General features: G+C 60.1%; 13 protein-coding genes, 1 tRNA gene and 1 pseudogene. 6 read left to right on the forward strand and 9 right to left on the reverse strand.

What is annotated here, in order from left to right:
• Position 1: 1 nt before the first annotated feature.
• Entirely contained in the window at positions 2 to 2,059 is a 2,058-nt protein-coding gene (locus AC1DU9_RS23710) for a methyl-accepting chemotaxis protein (RefSeq protein ID WP_223461089.1), read from the reverse strand.
• Between the two features lie 331 nt (positions 2,060 to 2,390).
• Between AC1DU9_RS23710 and AC1DU9_RS23715 the strand changes: the two genes are divergently transcribed.
• Positions 2,391 to 3,608, forward strand: coding sequence for an MFS transporter (locus tag AC1DU9_RS23715; RefSeq protein ID WP_223461091.1), 1,218 nt, complete (start codon positions 2,391 to 2,393; stop codon positions 3,606 to 3,608).
• Positions 3,609 to 3,694: 86 nt separating this feature from the next.
• On the opposite strand, the pseudogene ychF reads toward AC1DU9_RS23715, so the two are convergent.
• From ychF to AC1DU9_RS23755, 8 genes and pseudogenes are all read right to left on the reverse strand, one after another.
• Positions 3,695 to 4,663, reverse strand: a pseudogene (gene ychF, locus AC1DU9_RS23720) (redox-regulated ATPase YchF); the annotation flags it as partial.
• 22 nt (positions 4,664 to 4,685) lie between these two features.
• Entirely contained in the window at positions 4,686 to 5,270 is a 585-nt protein-coding gene (pth, locus tag AC1DU9_RS23725) for an aminoacyl-tRNA hydrolase (protein ID WP_223461112.1), read from the reverse strand.
• A 169-nt stretch (positions 5,271 to 5,439) separates the two neighbouring features.
• A complete protein-coding gene (locus AC1DU9_RS23730) occupies positions 5,440 to 6,039 on the reverse strand; it encodes a 50S ribosomal protein L25/general stress protein Ctc (protein WP_477810867.1) in 600 nt (199 codons plus the stop codon).
• 142 nt (positions 6,040 to 6,181) lie between these two features.
• The gene (locus AC1DU9_RS23735; protein ID WP_003208392.1) at positions 6,182 to 7,123 is read right to left on the reverse strand and encodes a ribose-phosphate pyrophosphokinase; all 942 of its coding nucleotides are present in this window, start codon (positions 7,121 to 7,123) and stop codon (positions 6,182 to 6,184) included.
• A gap of 46 nt (positions 7,124 to 7,169) precedes the next feature.
• A tRNA-Gln gene (locus AC1DU9_RS23740) sits at positions 7,170 to 7,244 on the reverse strand.
• Positions 7,245 to 7,280: 36 nt separating this feature from the next.
• Positions 7,281 to 8,132, reverse strand: a complete 852-nt coding sequence (ispE, locus tag AC1DU9_RS23745; protein ID WP_223461114.1) for a 4-(cytidine 5'-diphospho)-2-C-methyl-D-erythritol kinase — start codon at positions 8,130 to 8,132, stop codon at positions 7,281 to 7,283.
• Between the two features lies 1 nt (position 8,133).
• A complete protein-coding gene (gene lolB / locus AC1DU9_RS23750; RefSeq protein ID WP_223461116.1) occupies positions 8,134 to 8,751 on the reverse strand; it encodes a lipoprotein insertase outer membrane protein LolB in 618 nt (205 codons plus the stop codon).
• A 4-nt stretch (positions 8,752 to 8,755) separates the two neighbouring features.
• Positions 8,756 to 10,480, reverse strand: coding sequence for a tetratricopeptide repeat protein (locus AC1DU9_RS23755; RefSeq protein WP_223461119.1), 1,725 nt, complete (start codon positions 10,478 to 10,480; stop codon positions 8,756 to 8,758).
• A 234-nt stretch (positions 10,481 to 10,714) separates the two neighbouring features.
• Here AC1DU9_RS23755 and hemA point away from each other — a divergent pair, with 234 nt between their 5' ends.
• From hemA to murI, 5 genes are all read left to right on the forward strand, one after another.
• A complete protein-coding gene (gene hemA / locus AC1DU9_RS23760) occupies positions 10,715 to 12,004 on the forward strand; it encodes a glutamyl-tRNA reductase (protein WP_223461121.1) in 1,290 nt (429 codons plus the stop codon).
• Entirely contained in the window at positions 12,001 to 13,083 is a 1,083-nt protein-coding gene (gene prfA, locus AC1DU9_RS23765) for a peptide chain release factor 1 (RefSeq protein ID WP_223461123.1), read from the forward strand. The genes hemA and prfA overlap by 4 nt, the downstream gene beginning before the upstream one ends.
• Positions 13,084 to 13,914, forward strand: a complete 831-nt coding sequence (prmC, locus tag AC1DU9_RS23770; protein WP_223461125.1) for a peptide chain release factor N(5)-glutamine methyltransferase — start codon at positions 13,084 to 13,086, stop codon at positions 13,912 to 13,914.
• On the forward strand, positions 13,908 to 14,663 hold the full coding sequence (locus tag AC1DU9_RS23775; RefSeq protein ID WP_223461127.1) for a molybdopterin-synthase adenylyltransferase MoeB: 756 nt from the start codon (positions 13,908 to 13,910) through the stop codon (positions 14,661 to 14,663). The genes prmC and AC1DU9_RS23775 overlap by 7 nt, the downstream gene beginning before the upstream one ends.
• Positions 14,656 to 15,219, forward strand: a 564-nt coding sequence (murI, locus tag AC1DU9_RS23780; protein ID WP_477810868.1) for a glutamate racemase, incomplete at its 3' end; no start/stop codon positions are given. The genes AC1DU9_RS23775 and murI, both read left to right, overlap by 8 nt.

A 15,219-nucleotide genomic window follows, 5' to 3' on the forward strand; every position in this document is an offset into this window, starting at 1 on the left:
CTCAACTCAAGCGAAAGCGCCCTGTATTGTCACTTAAGGCCTTGCTGCCGTGGCTCAGGGTATCCGCTGCCTGATTTACCGCGCGGGCCCCTTCGAGCAAGCGCACCGCCGCTTGATCGACCTGCTGGATATTGCCGCTAACCTCGTCGGCGGTACTGGCCTGTTCTTCCACAGCCGTGGCGATTTGCGCCAGGGTATCGGTGACGCTCTGCACCGCACTGGCGATTTCTCCGAGCCGTTCACCGAGGCCGGTGACCGCTTGTGCATCGCTCTCTGCCTGACTGCACGCGGCTTGCATCAGGCTGACGGCTTCATTCACCGTATTGCGCAGGCTGTCGACCGTGCCGGCAATCTGTGCGGTCGACGATTGCGTGCGTTGCGACAGGCTGCGCACTTCATCGGCCACCACCGCGAAGCCACGCCCTTGCTCGCCTGCCCGAGCCGCCTCGATGGCGGCGTTGAGTGCCAACAGGTTGGTCTGCTCGGCGACGCCGCGAATGGTGTCGACCACCAGTTGAATCTGCTGCCCTTGTTCACTGACCCGGCCCAGCGCCGCGGCAGTGTCGTTCAGGCGTTGATTGAGTTGCTGGATGCTCGCGGTGGTGCGCTGGCTGTCACGGCTGCTGTCGGCGGCAATGCGCCGGGTGTGCTGGGCGCTGCCGGACGCCTGTTCGCAACTGTGGGCCACCCCTTGGGAGGTGGCGGCCAATTGCGTCGCCGCAGCGGCAATCTGGCTGATCTGCAACTGCTGGGCTTCGACTTCGCCCAGGGCATCGCTGGAATGATGATTGAGGGTTTTCACCGCGTTGCTCAATTGCAGGGTTTCGTGATCCACCCCTTGCAGGCTGGTGCGCAGTTGAACCACGGCGACGTTCAGCGCGGTGCTGATGACTGCCAGCTCGTCCCGACCCTGAACCGGCACTTGCAGACTCAGATTGCCATCGCGCAACGCCTCGGCCAGCACCGTGATACCGCTGGCGCTGCGGCGGATCGAGGCCTGCAAGCAGATGAACAGATACAGTGCCGCCAACAGCAGGCAGCCCAACACGGCGGCCACCACAATGAACTGGCGGATCGCCGAGCCGTGGTAGTAATCCAGGCGTTGATCCAGCGACACCAGCGACTGCTGGCGCAACGAGGCGAGGTCGGAAAGCAGGGCATCGAGACTGTGTTCGAAGTCTTCCGGCTTGAGGTTGATGCTGCCGCCGAACACGCCGTCATCCAGCACCTTCAGGCCCGCATCGAGGTGCTTGAGGCTGTCGTGGTATTGCCCGGCCCAGGTTTGCAGGGCGCTGGGCAAGCGCGCTTCGAGCAGGCCAGCCGTTTTCACAAGCTGCTCTCGCGCATCGCCGATGCGGCTGCGCAAGTCGCGCAGTTGAAGACGGCTTTGCAGGGTAAACTGCCCAGACACCACCGAGGCCTGACCCATCGCCGCCAGACGACCGACCCGTTCGATCAGGTCCGGCGCATGCTGGGTGGAAATCTGCGTCAGCAAATAAGTCTCCAGCCACGATGCCAGCGTCAGGCGATTGTCCATGGCGATTTGCTCGCGCAAGGCTTGCAGGGCGCTCAAGGCGTTGGTGAAGCGATCATAGCCATCCGGCCACCAGCCAACATTGCTCAGACTTTTTGAGTCGAGGCCATCGAGAGCGGTTTGCAGAGCCTGATAACGCGTCAGGGTTTCGCCCTCTGCACTTTCTTTTTGCAGGGCCTGGCCTAACTCGGCAGTGGCCTGGCTGACGGCAGGCTGAACCGCATCGAAGGCTGCCATCGCGGCGAGGGTGGCCGGCGTTGGCTGGCGATTGGTTTCCGTGGCGCGCCACCGGGCGGCACGATCACGCTGGGCGCCGAGCAGGTCATCCAGCGCATCAAGAGCCAGCAGTTGCCGTACCCCGGCGCGTTCGCCGGAGATCAGGCTGAGTTTGTCGCGATAGTCCTGGCCGATCATCCACAGGCTGCCGGCCAGCGGCAGGATAAACAGCAGAAACAACAGCTGGAATTTGCGTGCGAAGCCGAAGCGCCCCAGCAGCCCGATCCCCGGTGATAAAAAAGCCTGCATGCCCCATGACTCCTCTGGACACCACGCACCATTGGCGTGCGCCGGAGGTTATTGCCCCCGACTCGTGCCCTCTTAAAAGGCCTCGAAAGTTCACCCTTGTCCGCTCTGTAGGCCGACTCTGTGGCGAAACTTCCCATTCTTGGTCTCCTTTGTAAGGAGGCCGCGTTCAAGCAGACAAGGAAGGCAAGATTCAGACCATGGCTTTGCGCCATCAAGGTTGTGGCGATGAAAAACGAAGTCGTTAGCAGGCTAAGGGGATGGCGTTGCCGCACTGAAAAATGGCACATTGACGCACCTGCACGTTTGTACCTCTTGTGTTTTGGAAACTCCCATGGCTATCAGCAACGCCCAGTCCGGCTCAGTGCCGGCGTCCGCTACGCCCCAAAGCAGTCCCCTGGTGATGCGCATCATCGGCGCGGTAGCGCTGGCGCATTTGATCAACGACCTGATCCAGTCGGTGCTGCCATCGATCTATCCGATGCTCAAGGCCAACTATGGCCTGACCTTCACCCAGGTCGGCCTGATCACCCTGACGTTCCAGTTGACGGCCTCGCTGCTGCAGCCGTGGGTTGGTTACTACACCGACCGCCATCCCAAGCCGTGGTTATTGCCGGCGGGGACGATCTGCACCCTGGTCGGGATTCTGATGATGTCGGTGGTCGGCAGCTTTCCATTGATTCTGCTGGCGGCGGGGCTGATCGGCATCGGCTCGTCGACCTTCCACCCGGAAGCGTCCCGCGTGGCGCGCCTGGCTTCGGGCGGGCGCTTCGGGCTGGCGCAATCGACCTTCCAGGTCGGCGGTAATGCAGGCTCGGCGTTCGGCCCGTTACTGGCGGCGGCGATCATCATTCCCTATGGTCAGGGGCACGTGGCCTGGTTCGGCCTGTTCGCGGTGTTTGCGCTGTTCGTGCTCTACCGGATCAGCCGCTGGTACGCCAACCACTTGAACCTGTTCAAGCTCAAGCAAGGTCAGGCGGCGACTCACGGCCTGTCCAAGGGCCGAGTGACCTGCGCGTTGGTCGTGCTCGGGTTGCTGGTGTTCTCCAAGTATTTCTACATGGCCAGCCTCACCAGCTACTTCACCTTTTACCTGATCGAGAAATTCGACCTGTCGGTCGCCAGTTCGCAGTTGCACCTGTTCCTGTTTCTCGGCGCGGTAGCGGCGGGGACGTTCTTTGGTGGGCCGATCGGCGACAGGATCGGGCGCAAGGCGGTGATCTGGTTCTCGATCCTCGGCGTTGCACCGTTCACCTTGCTGCTGCCCCATGTCGACCTGCTCTGGACCAGCATTCTCAGCGTGGTCATCGGCTTCATCCTCGCCTCGGCGTTCTCGGCCATCGTGGTGTACGCCCAGGAGTTGGTGCCAGGCAATGTCGGGATGATCGCCGGGGTGTTCTTCGGCTTGATGTTCGGTTTCGGCGGGATTGGTGCGGCGTTGCTCGGGCATCTGGCGGATGTGCACGGGATTGAGTACGTGTATTTCCTGTGCTCGTTCCTGCCGTTGTTCGGGGTGTTGGCGATCTTCCTGCCTCGCACCAAAAAGCCCTGAACCAATACATTTCCCAATGTAGGAGTGAGCCTGCTCGCGATGACGGTGTGTCAGTTGGCGATTCAGTCGACTGACAGTCTGCTATCTTCGGCACGGATGAAGCCTTTTTCGAAGTCGGTGTGGATCACGCCAGCGGCTTGTGGTGCGGTGGCACCGACGCGGACGGTCCAGGCGCGGACTTCTTCGACACCGGCGGTGAAGTAGGTCTGCAGGTGCAGCATTTCGTAGCCGGCACGGATCACGCGGTTCAGGCCAGGCTCTTCGAGGCCCAGGGCTTCGAGGAACATGTCTTTCTCTTCGCCGTCATCGAGCTCGGCGATTTCCGCTTCGATCTTGTTGCACACCGGAACAACCACAGCGCCTTCTTCTTCGGCGATGGCTTTGACGATGTCCAGCAGCGGGTTGTTCTCGAAACCGTCTTCTGCGACGTTGGCGATGTACATGACCGGCTTGGTGGTCAGCAGGTGGAAGCCCTTGATCACCGCTTTTTCGTCGGCGCCCATGTTCTTCATCAGAGTGCGCGCCGGCTTGCCTTCGGTGAAGTGAGCGATCAGTTGCTCCAGCAGGCCTTTCTGGACCACTGCATCCTTGTCACCACCCTTGGCGTTGCGCGCGACTTTCTGCAGTTGCTTCTCGCAGCTGTCGAGGTCGGCGAAGATCAGTTCCAGGTCGATGATTTCGATGTCGCGTTTCGGGTCGACGCTGTTGGAGACGTGAATCACGTTCTCGTCTTCGAAGCAGCGGACTACGTGGGCGATGGCATCGGTTTCACGGATGTTGGCCAAGAACTTGTTGCCCAGGCCTTCACCTTTCGACGCGCCGGCAACCAGGCCCGCGATGTCGACGAATTCCATGGTGGTCGGCAGGATGCGCTTTGGATTGACGATGGCAGCCAGGGCATCCAGGCGCGGATCCGGCATCGGCACGATACCGCTGTTCGGCTCGATGGTGCAGAAGGGGAAGTTCTCGGCCGCGATCCCGGACTTGGTCAGGGCGTTGAACAGGGTGGACTTGCCGACGTTAGGCAGGCCGACGATGCCGCAATTGAATCCCATGGTGTTTCCCCTCGGGTAAAAGTCAGGCCTTCTGGCTGTGCAGGGTTTTCATCGCGCGGTTCCATTCCCCGGCGAGGATATCCGGCAGCACGCCGAGGGCAAAGTCGATGCTGGCATCGAGTTTTTCCTGTTCGGCGCGTGGCGCACGACCCAGGACGAAATTTGAAACCATACTGGCAACGCCCGGGTGGCCAATGCCAAGCCGCAAGCGATGAAAGGTATTCTGATTGCCCAGTTGCGCAATGATGTCGCGCAACCCGTTGTGACCGCCATGGCCGCCGCCCTGCTTGAGCTTGGCAACGCCGGGTGGCAGGTCGAGTTCGTCGTGCGCCACGAGGATTTCTTCAGGCGTGATGCGGAAGAAACCGGCGAGTGCCGCCACGGCTTGGCCGCTGCGGTTCATGTACGTGGTGGGAATCAGCAGACGAACATCCTGACCCTGATGCGAATAGCGCCCGGTCAGGCCGAAATACTTGCGGTCCGCCACAAGGTTGACGCCTTGTGCGTTCGCGATGCGCTCAACAAAAAGGGCCCCTGCGTTATGCCGGGTCTGTTCGTATTCAGCGCCTGGATTTCCCAGGCCAACGATCAGTTTGATGGCAGTCACGATAGGGGCCCTTCATTGGAGTGGTGGATAACATCGCCGCAATCAGGGAGAGCGGCGAAAGTGGACGAAAATAGCTCATTTACCATGATGTAAACTCCGCGTTCTCGCCCGCTTTCTCGCTACGCTCTAGTCCGCGATGTTTCCGGTCACTCCGGCGTACAGAGTAAAATTACTCTGCAGCGCCTTCTGCAGCTTCTGGAGCAACACGTGGAGCGTGGACGTTGGCAACAGCCTTGTCATCGCCGTGTGCCAGGGCCACGAACTCAACGCCTTTAGGCGCTTTGAGGTCCGACAGGTGAATGATCGAACCGATTTCAGCGTTAGCCAGGTCGACTTCGATGAACTCAGGCAGATCTTTCGGCAGGCAGGAAACTTCGATCTCGGCAACAACGTGCGAGATTTCGCCGCCTTTCTTGGTCGGTGCTTCTTCGTTGATGAAGTGCACTGGAACGATAGCGGTCAGTTTCTGGCCAGCTACTACGCGTACGAAGTCAGCGTGCATCACGTGGCCTTTGGCCGGGTGACGCTGCAGGGCTTTGATCACGACGTTCTGCTTGGTGCCACCAACGTTCAGCTCGATGATGTGGCTGTAAGCCGCTTCGTTTTCGAGCAGTTTGGCAACTTCTTTGGCCAGYATGCTGATGGATTCAGGGGCTTTTTCGCCACCGTAAACTACAGCTGGAACCAGGCTTGCGAGACGACGCAGGCGGCGGCTCGCACCTTTCCCCAGGTCGGAACGCACTTCAGCATTCAGGGTAAAATCGTTCATGTTGTATCTCCAAAATAACCACATTCGCCCCAGCGTTTGCGACCAGCGCTAAAGGCGATATGGGCAAAAAAGCCCCGCCCCGACAGGAATGCCAGGGCGGGGCGCTTTTCGTCAACGAGACATTTCGAGAAGGGCAGGGCCCTTAGCGGAACATCGCACTGATCGATTCTTCATTGCTGATGCGGCGGACCGCCTCGGCAACTACCGGCGCGATATCCAGTTGACGGATACGCGAGCAGGCTTGTGCAGCAGCGGACAACGGGATGGTGTTAGTCACCACCAGTTCGTCCAGCATGGAATTTTCGATGTTTTCGATCGCCCGACCGGACAGCACAGGGTGTGTGCAGTAGGCGAAAACCTTGGCAGCACCATGCTCTTTCAGGGCCTTGGCCGCGTGGCACAGGGTGCCGGCGGTATCGACCATGTCATCGACCAGAATACAGGTACGCCCTTCGACATCACCGATGATATGCATCACTTCAGAGTGATTGGCTTTCTCACGGCGTTTGTCGATGATCCCGAGATCCACGCCCAGGGATTTGGCAACGGCACGTGCACGCACGACGCCGCCAATGTCCGGGGACACGATCATCAGGTTTTCGAAGCGCTGATCTTCGATGTCATCCACCAGAACCGGGGAGCCGTAGATGTTATCTACCGGAATATCGAAGAAACCCTGGATTTGGTCAGCATGCAGATCAACCGTGAGAACACGGTCGATGCCGACTACGGTAAGCATGTCAGCCACGACTTTCGCGCTGATAGCCACACGTGCGGAACGCGGACGGCGATCCTGACGGGCATAACCAAAGTAAGGAATAACAGCAGTGATACGAGTAGCCGAGGAGCGGCGGAAGGCATCAGCCATCACTACCAGTTCCATCAGGTTATCGTTGGTCGGAGCGCAAGTCGGCTGAATAATGAAGACGTCTTTACCGCGGACGTTTTCATTGATCTCGGCTGTAATTTCGCCGTCGGAAAATTTACCGACAGAGATGTCACCGAGAGGGATATGCAGCTGACGTACGACACGCCGAGCCAGATCGGGGTTAGCGTTCCCCGTAAAGACCATCATCTTGGACACGCGCAGTACCTGAAGGCTGAGGGTAACCTGGATGAGTATAGGAAAATGGCAGGGGCGGCTGGATTCGAACCAACGCATGGCAGGATCAAAACCTGCTGCCTTACCGCTTGGCGACGCCCCTGTATCTGTTGCAACGATTACCCGGTAATCGGTTCCTTTAGAGCAGACTTCGCAGCTTGCGATGCAACATCGAAACGTTGCTTCCTTTTGCTACAAAACCTGTAAGGGTCTCTGTCAGAAGGGCCGAGACTTTATCAGCTTCAGCTTTGCTTGGGAAGCCCCCAAACACACAACTTCCAGTTCCGGTGAGTTTTGCTTCGGTAAATTTACCTAACAAATTCAAAGCGTTACGTACCTCTGGATAACGCCTTGTTACCACCGGCAAGCAGTCATTTCGACTGTTTCCCTTGGGAACGGGGCGCACTTTAATGGGAGGAGTGTTACGTGTCAACAACGGATCTGAAAAAATTTCTGCCGTACTTACAGAGACTTGCGGCACCAGCACCAGATACCACGGTTCTTCCGGGTCGACAGGGGTCAGTTTCTCCCCCACGCCCTCGGCGAAAGCCGCGTGGCCACGTACGAAAACCGGGACGTCGGCGCCCAGCGTCAACCCCAGGCCAGCCAGGCGATCTTCATCCCAGCCTAATTGCCACAGGTGATTGAGGCCGAGCAAAGTCGTTGCGGCATTCGAGCTGCCGCCACCGATACCACCGCCCATGGGCAGGATTTTCTCGATCCAGATGTCGACGCCCAGCGAGCAAGCGGATTGCTCCTGAAGTTTTCTGGCGGCCTTGACGATCAGGTTGCTGTCGTGGGGAACGCCCGGGAATTCGGTGTGCAATTGAATGACACCGTCATCGCGCAGGGCATAGGTGATCTCGTCACCATAATCGAGAAACTGAAACATCGTTTGCAGTTCGTGGTAGCCGTCTTCGCGGCGCCCCAGGATGTGCAGCATCAAATTGAGTTTGGCTGGCGAAGGCAGTGTCAGGCGATTGTCTGGCATTTCACTGCCCCAATTTGCGCGGTTGCCAAGCCTTGATCACCAGCGTGACATCCAGGTCGGTGCCATGCAGTTTGATCCGTTCGGGCAGCCAGTAACCGTTCAGTTGGGTGTATTCGGTGTATTCGACCTGCCAACCGTCCTGTTCGAGAGTGGCCAAACGACTGTCGCCATCCAGCGTCAGACGGCTTTTGCTGTCCGGAGCCGGGAGCCCGCGCACCCACCAGGCCAGGTTGGACACCGGCAATTTCCAGCCCAACTGTTCTTCGAGCAGCACTTCCGGATTCGGTGCGTCGTAGCGTCCCTGGTTGGCGACTTCCAGCGACACCTTGCCCGGACGTCCGGTCAGGCGAGCTGCGCCACGGCCCAGTGGTCCGGACAGGCGAATGTCGTAGTAATCCTGACGCTGCAACCAGAACAGCGTGCCGCTGCCTGAGTCTTTCGGTGCGCGAATGCCGATCTTGCCGTCGATCTGCCAGCCATCGAGGCTCGCAAGTTGCTGTTTGTGCTCTCGCCATTGGGCGGGGTTGCCGTGACCCTCGACTGATTCGCGGGGACCCAGGCCCGCGCAACCGGCGAGCAGGGTGATAAAACTGAAAGCGATGAAATGGCGCAAAAACATAATCTTAAAGAGTCTCTGATCCGGTCAGGCGTTTGATGGTGCCGCGCAGGGCCGGGCTGTCGGGTTGTTCCTTGAGGAACTTGCTCCAGACCTGTTTGGCTTCGCGCTGTTTGCCGTTGGCCCACAGGACTTCGCCCAGGTGAGCGGCGACTTCCTGATCGGGGAAACGATCCAGGGCTTGACGCAACAGGCGCTCGGCTTCGTCCAGATTGCCCATGCGGTAATTCACCCAGCCAAGGCTGTCGAGTACCGCCGGGTCTTCCGGACTGATCTGGTGCGCCTGTTCGATCAGGGCCTTGGCTTCGGCGTAGCGTGTGGTGCGGTCAGACAGGGTGTAGCCGAGTGCGTTCAACGCCATGGCATTGTCCGGGTCGCGCTTGATGATCGTGCGCAGGTCTTTTTCCATCTGCGCCAGGTCATTGCGTTTTTCCGCCTGCATGGCTCGGGTGTAGAGCAGATTCAAGTCGTCCGGGTATTGCTGCAAGGCTTGTTGCAGAATTTTCCAGGCCTTGTCGCCCTGATTGTTGGCGGACAGGGTTTCGGCTTCGATCAGATACAGCTGGATCGCATAATCCGGCTGCTCATCGCGCTCTGCGGCCAGCTTTCTTTGTGCTTCGGCGGTCCTGCCGTTGTTCATCAGGATGTCGGCCTGACGCAATTGCGCCGGTAGGAAGTCGCTGCCCGGGCCAACCTTGGCGTATTCGATCAGGGCGCCTTGCGGGTCGTTTTGTTCTTCGGCGATGCGGCCGAGGTTCAGGTGCGCCGAGTCGACGTGGCTTTCCCGGGCGATCAGGTCTTCCAGGTAACCCTTGGCCTCGTTCCAGGCCTTGGCTTCCAGGCAGACCAGTGCCAGGGAGTAACGCAGTTCGTCGTCCTCCGGGTATTGCTGAACCAGGCTCGAGAACTCGGCCTTGGCGTCGTCCATACGGTTCTGTTCAACCAGCATCCGCGCATAAGTCAGGCGCAGACGCTTGTCGTCCGGGTATTTCTTGATGCTTTTTTGCAGCAGCGGCAAGGCCTCGTCACCGCGATTCAGGGTTTGCAGCAGGCGTGCACGCAGCAGAATCGGGGCAATTTCGCCGTCGTCCGGCGGATGGTTTTCCAGCAGCTTCAGCGCGCCTTTGGTATCGCCATCCTGTTGCATCAGCAGCGCCTTGCCGAAAATCAGCTGGCTGTTGTCCGGATGACGCTGCAACAAACGGTCGAAGCTTTTCATCAATCCGTTGCGGGTGTCCTGGTCGGTGTCGGCCGCGGACAGCGCAAGGAAGTCGAAATGCGTGTCGCCCTTGCCTTGCAGGACTTTCTCCATATAGACCATGGAGTCGTCATAACGCCCGGCGCGTGCCAGCTGCACGGCGGCGGCGCGTTGCGCTTCGAGGTCGTTGGGGGCGTTTTTGGCCCAGATCAGCGCGGTGTCCAGGGCTGCCTGATCGGCGCCCAGATATTCGGCGATACGGAATGCCCGCTCGGAAATACCCGGATCCTGGGTGTTGATGGCCTGGGTCACATAGTTGTCCAGGGCAATGTCGAAACGATTGCGCTGGCCAGCCAGTTCGGCGCTCAACAGGCTGAAGATGGTTTCCTCGCTGAATGAGCTGTAGACCTTGGGCTTTTCAGGGGTCGGGGTGCTGTCTTCAACCGGCGACGTAGCGTCCGGTGAAACGGGTGCCAAGGCCTGGCAGCCGCTGAGGAAGACAAAAGCGAGGAGCAACGCGGAAGATCTATTCATATAGGAAGAGGACGACTAACCTGCGGTCGGATCATCATGACACAAGCTTTCGGCCAAACATAACCGGCCCGCCAATTTACCCGCACAGCGGATCCGACAACGCCTGGCTGCCCTGTAAACGAGAACCGCTCGCAACGTGGATACCATCTACCGAAGCGATAGATATCGAGTGGTTGTTCTGATTCCGTTGAAGTAGGACAATTACCGGCTTCACGTCACCATCAGCGACTTTGAATGGCCTTCCTTGCACTCGGTATTAACCACAAGACTGCTTCAGTAGACGTCCGCGAGCGCGTGGCTTTTACCCCTGAGCAGCTGGTTGAGGCCTTGCAGCAGCTCTGCCGACTCACCGACAGCCGCGAAGCTGCGATCCTCTCCACCTGCAATCGCAGTGAACTCTATATAGAACAGGATCACCTGTCGGCGGACATCGTGCTGCGCTGGCTGGCCGAATATCATCATTTGAGCTACGACGAGCTGCGCGAAAGCGCCTATGTGCATGAAGATGATGCGGCAGTTCGTCACATGATGCGGGTGGCTTCCGGGCTCGACTCACTGGTGTTGGGCGAACCGCAGATTCTCGGCCAGATGAAGTCGGCCTATGCCGTGGCCCGCGAGGCCGGCACCATCGGGCCGTTGCTCGGGAGGTTGTTCCAGGCCACGTTCAATGCGGCCAAACAGGTGCGCACCGACACAGCCATCGGCGAGAACCCGGTGTCGGTGGCGTTTGCCGCGGTGAGCCTGGCCAAGCAGATTTTCAGCGACCTGCAACGCAGCCAGGCCTTGCTGATCGGCGCCGGAGAGACCATCACCCTGGTCGCCCGCCATCTGCATGAACTGGGCGTAAAGCGTATCGTGGTGGCCAACCGTACCCTGGAGCGCGCCAGCATTCTGGCCGAACAGTTCGGTGCTCATGCGGTGTTGCTGTCGGATATTCCGGCGGAGCTGGTGCGCAGCGATATCGTCATCAGTTCCACTGCCAGCCAATTGCCGATTCTGGGCAAGGGTGCAGTGGAAAGCGCCTTGAAACTGCGCAAGCACAAACCGATCTTCATGGTCGATATCGCCGTTCCGCGCGACATCGAACCAGAAGTCGGCGAACTGGACGACGTTTACCTCTACAGCGTCGACGATCTCCACGAAGTGGTCGCCGAGAACCTCAAGAGCCGCCAGGGCGCAGCCCAGGCTGCCGAAGAGATGGTCTCGGTCGGCGCCGAAGACTTCATGGTCCGCCTGCGTGAATTGGCAGCGGTGGACGTGCTCAAGGCCTATCGTCAACAGAGCGAACGCCTGCGCGACGAAGAATTGCAAAAGGCCCAGCGCATGCTGGCCAACGGCACCAGCGCCGAAGAGGTGCTGGTGCAACTGGCCCGCGGGCTGACCAACAAACTGTTGCACGCACCGAGCGTGCAGTTGAAAAAGCTCTCTGCCGAAGGTCGCCTCGATGCGCTGGCGATGGCCCAGGAACTCTTTGCCCTCGGTGAGGGCTCATCGGATAGCTTTTCGGATAAAAAACCGCAATGAAAGCGTCACTGCTCAATAAGCTGGATATCCTCCAGGACCGTTTCGAGGAATTGACCGCCCTGCTGGGCGATGGCGAGGTCATTTCCGATCAGAACAAGTTCCGCACCTATTCCAAGGAGTACGCGGAAGTCGAACCGATCGTGGGCGTCTATAAAGAATTGCTGAAAGTGCAGGATGACCTCGAAGGTGCCCAGGCACTGCTCAAGGACAGCGACCCGGACATGCGTGAAATGGCCGTGGAAGAAGTCCGCGAGGCCAAGGAACGCCTGGTCACGCTCGAAGCCGACTTGCAGCGCATGCTGCTGCCCAAGGACCCGAACGACGGGCGCAACGTGTTCCTCGAAATCCGTGCCGGCACCGGCGGCGACGAGGCGGCGATTTTCTCCGGCGACCTGTTCCGCATGTATTCGCGTTACGCCGAGCGCCGTGGCTGGCGGGTGGAGATCCTCTCGGAAAACGAGGGTGAACACGGCGGCTATAAAGAGGTGATTGCCCGGGTCGAGGGCGACAACGTCTACGGCAAGCTCAAATTCGAGTCCGGTGCGCACCGCGTGCAGCGGGTTCCGGCGACCGAATCCCAAGGCCGCATCCACACGTCGGCCTGCACCGTGGCAGTATTGCCCGAACCGGACGAGCAAGAAGCGATCGAGATCAACCCGGCCGACCTGCGCGTCGATACCTATCGCTCCTCCGGCGCCGGTGGCCAGCACGTCAACAAGACCGACTCGGCGATCCGCATCACGCACTTGCCGTCCGGCATCGTGGTCGAGTGCCAGGAAGAACGTTCGCAGCACAAGAACCGCGCCCGGGCGATGTCCTGGTTGTCGGCCAAGCTGAACGATCAACAGACCTCCGCTGCGGCCAACGCCATTGCCAGTGAGCGTAAGTTGCTGGTTGGTTCCGGTGATCGCTCCGAGCGCATCCGCACCTACAATTTTGCCCAGGGCCGGGTCACCGACCACCGGGTCAACCTGACCTTGTATTCCCTCGACGAGATCCTCGCCGGCGGTGTCGAGGCGGTGATCGAGCCGTTGCTGGCCGAGTACCAGGCCGATCAACTGGCAGCGATAGGTGAGTAAATGACGATCATTGCCAGTTTGTTGCGCGCCGCCGACTTACCCGACTCGCCCACGGCGCGTCTGGATGCCGAATTGCTGCTGGCGGCGGCGTTGGGCAAGTCCCGCAGTTTCCTGCACACCTGGCCGGAGCGCATCGTGCCGAGCGAAGCGGCGCTGACGTTCGCCGAATATTTGCAACGCCGCCGCAGCGGGGAGCCAGTGGCCTATATCCTCGGCCAGCAGGGTTTCTGGAAACTGGATCTGGAAGTGGCGCCGCACACGCTGATCCCGCGCCCGGATACCGAATTGCTGGTGGAAGCCGCGCTGGAACTGTTGCCGGCCACACAGGCCAAAGTACTTGACCTTGGCACCGGCAGCGGCGCGATTGCCCTGGCCCTGGCCAGCGAATGTCCGGCCTGGAGCGTCACTGCCGTGGATCGGATTCTGGAAGCCGTGGCCCTGGCCGAACGCAATCGCCAGCGTCTGCATCTGAATAACGCCAAGGTACTGAGCAGCCATTGGTTCAGCGCCCTGGAAGGTCAGCGTTTTCAACTGATCATCAGCAATCCGCCCTACATCGCAGCGACCGATCCACATCTGGTCGAGGGCGATGTGCGCTTCGAACCGGCCAGCGCCCTGGTGGCCGGTGTCGACGGGCTCGACGATCTGCGTCTGATCGTCGCCCAGGCACCGGACCATCTCGATGCTGGCGGCTGGCTGATGCTCGAGCATGGCTATGATCAGGCCGAGGCGGTCCGCGATTTGCTGCTGACCCGCGGGTTTGAAGAAGTCCACAGCCGCACCGATCTGGGCGGTCACCAACGCATCAGTCTGGGGCGCCTGCCGTGCTGAATGATCAGGAATTGCTGCGTTACAGCCGGCAGATTCTGCTGCAACACATCGATATCGACGGCCAGTTGCGGCTCAAGGAGAGCCGCGTATTGATCGTCGGTCTTGGCGGCCTTGGCGCGCCAGTGGCGTTGTACCTCGCGGCGGCAGGTGTGGGTGAGTTGCACTTGGCGGACTTCGATACAGTCGACCTGACCAACCTGCAACGCCAGATCATTCACGACACCGACAGCGTCGGCATGACCAAGGTCGATTCGGCGCTCAAGCGCCTGAGCGCGATCAATCCTGAAATTCAACTGATCGCCCATCGTGTGGCACTGGATGAAGATTCCCTGGCCGCCGTGGTGGCAGGCGTGGATCTGGTCCTCGATTGCTCTGACAATTTTTCCACCCGTGAAGCGGTCAATGCCGCGTGCGTGGCGGCCGGCAAACCGCTGGTCAGCGGCGCGGCGATTCGCCTCGAAGGGCAATTGTCGGTGTTCGATCCACGCCGGCCGGAGAGTCCGTGCTACCACTGTTTATACGGGCACGGCAGCGAAGCCGAACTGACGTGCAGCGAGGCCGGCGTGGTCGGGCCGTTGGTGGGGCTGGTCGGCAGTCTGCAAGCGCTCGAAGCACTGAAGTTACTGGCCGGATTCGGTGAGCCACTGGTGGGGCGCCTGCTGTTGATCGACGCCTTGGGCACGCGTTTTCGCGAGCTGCGGGTCAAGCGCGATCCGGGCTGCAGCGTCTGTGGGTCGAAACATGCGTGAAGCGCCGATTGGCGTGTTCGACTCCGGTGTCGGCGGGCTCTCGGTACTGGCCGAGATCCAGCGTTTGTTGCCCAATGAGACGCTGATGTACGTCGCTGACTGCGGGAATATTCCCTACGGCGAGAAAACCCCGGAATTTATCCGGCAGCGTTGCAGCGTGATGGCCGACTTCTTTCAGCAGCAGGGTGCCAAGGCCCTGGTGCTGGCCTGCAACACGGCGACGGTGGCCGGTGTCGCCGATTTGCGTCGCGACTATCCCGAATGGCCCATTGTCGGCATGGAGCCGGCAGTCAAACCCGCCGCCGCCGCAACCCGCTCTGGCGTGGTGGGGGTGCTGGCCACCACCGGTACCTTGCAGAGCGCCAAGTTCGCCGCATTGCTCGACCGCTTCGCCACGGACGTGAAAGTGATCACCCAGCCGTGTCCCGGGCTGGTGGAGCTGATTGAAAATGGTGATCTGCGTAGCCCCGAGCTGCGTCAGCTGCTGGCCGGGTATGTCGAACCACTGCTGGCCGCCGGCGCGGACACCCTGATTCTCGGCTGCACCCATTATCCC

The organism is Pseudomonas sp. P4_C1 (assembly GCF_056402155.1).

What these genes read in the sequence shown, in the direction of transcription:
- AC1DU9_RS23710 (WP_223461089.1), bottom strand. Translation starts at nt 2,059, where the DNA reads ATGCAGGCTTTTTTATCACCGGGGATCGGGCTGCTGGGGCGCTTCGGC.
- AC1DU9_RS23715 (WP_223461091.1), top strand. Translation starts at nt 2,391, where the DNA reads ATGGCTATCAGCAACGCCCAGTCCGGCTCAGTGCCGGCGTCCGCTACG.
- ispE (WP_223461114.1), bottom strand. Translation starts at nt 8,132, where the DNA reads ATGCCAGACAATCGCCTGACACTGCCTTCGCCAGCCAAACTCAATTTG.
- lolB (WP_223461116.1), bottom strand. Translation starts at nt 8,751, where the DNA reads ATGTTTTTGCGCCATTTCATCGCTTTCAGTTTTATCACCCTGCTCGCC.
- AC1DU9_RS23755 (WP_223461119.1), bottom strand. Translation starts at nt 10,480, where the DNA reads ATGAATAGATCTTCCGCGTTGCTCCTCGCTTTTGTCTTCCTCAGCGGC.
- hemA (WP_223461121.1), top strand. Translation starts at nt 10,715, where the DNA reads ATGGCCTTCCTTGCACTCGGTATTAACCACAAGACTGCTTCAGTAGAC.
- prfA (WP_223461123.1), top strand. Translation starts at nt 12,001, where the DNA reads ATGAAAGCGTCACTGCTCAATAAGCTGGATATCCTCCAGGACCGTTTC.
- prmC (WP_223461125.1), top strand. Translation starts at nt 13,084, where the DNA reads ATGACGATCATTGCCAGTTTGTTGCGCGCCGCCGACTTACCCGACTCG.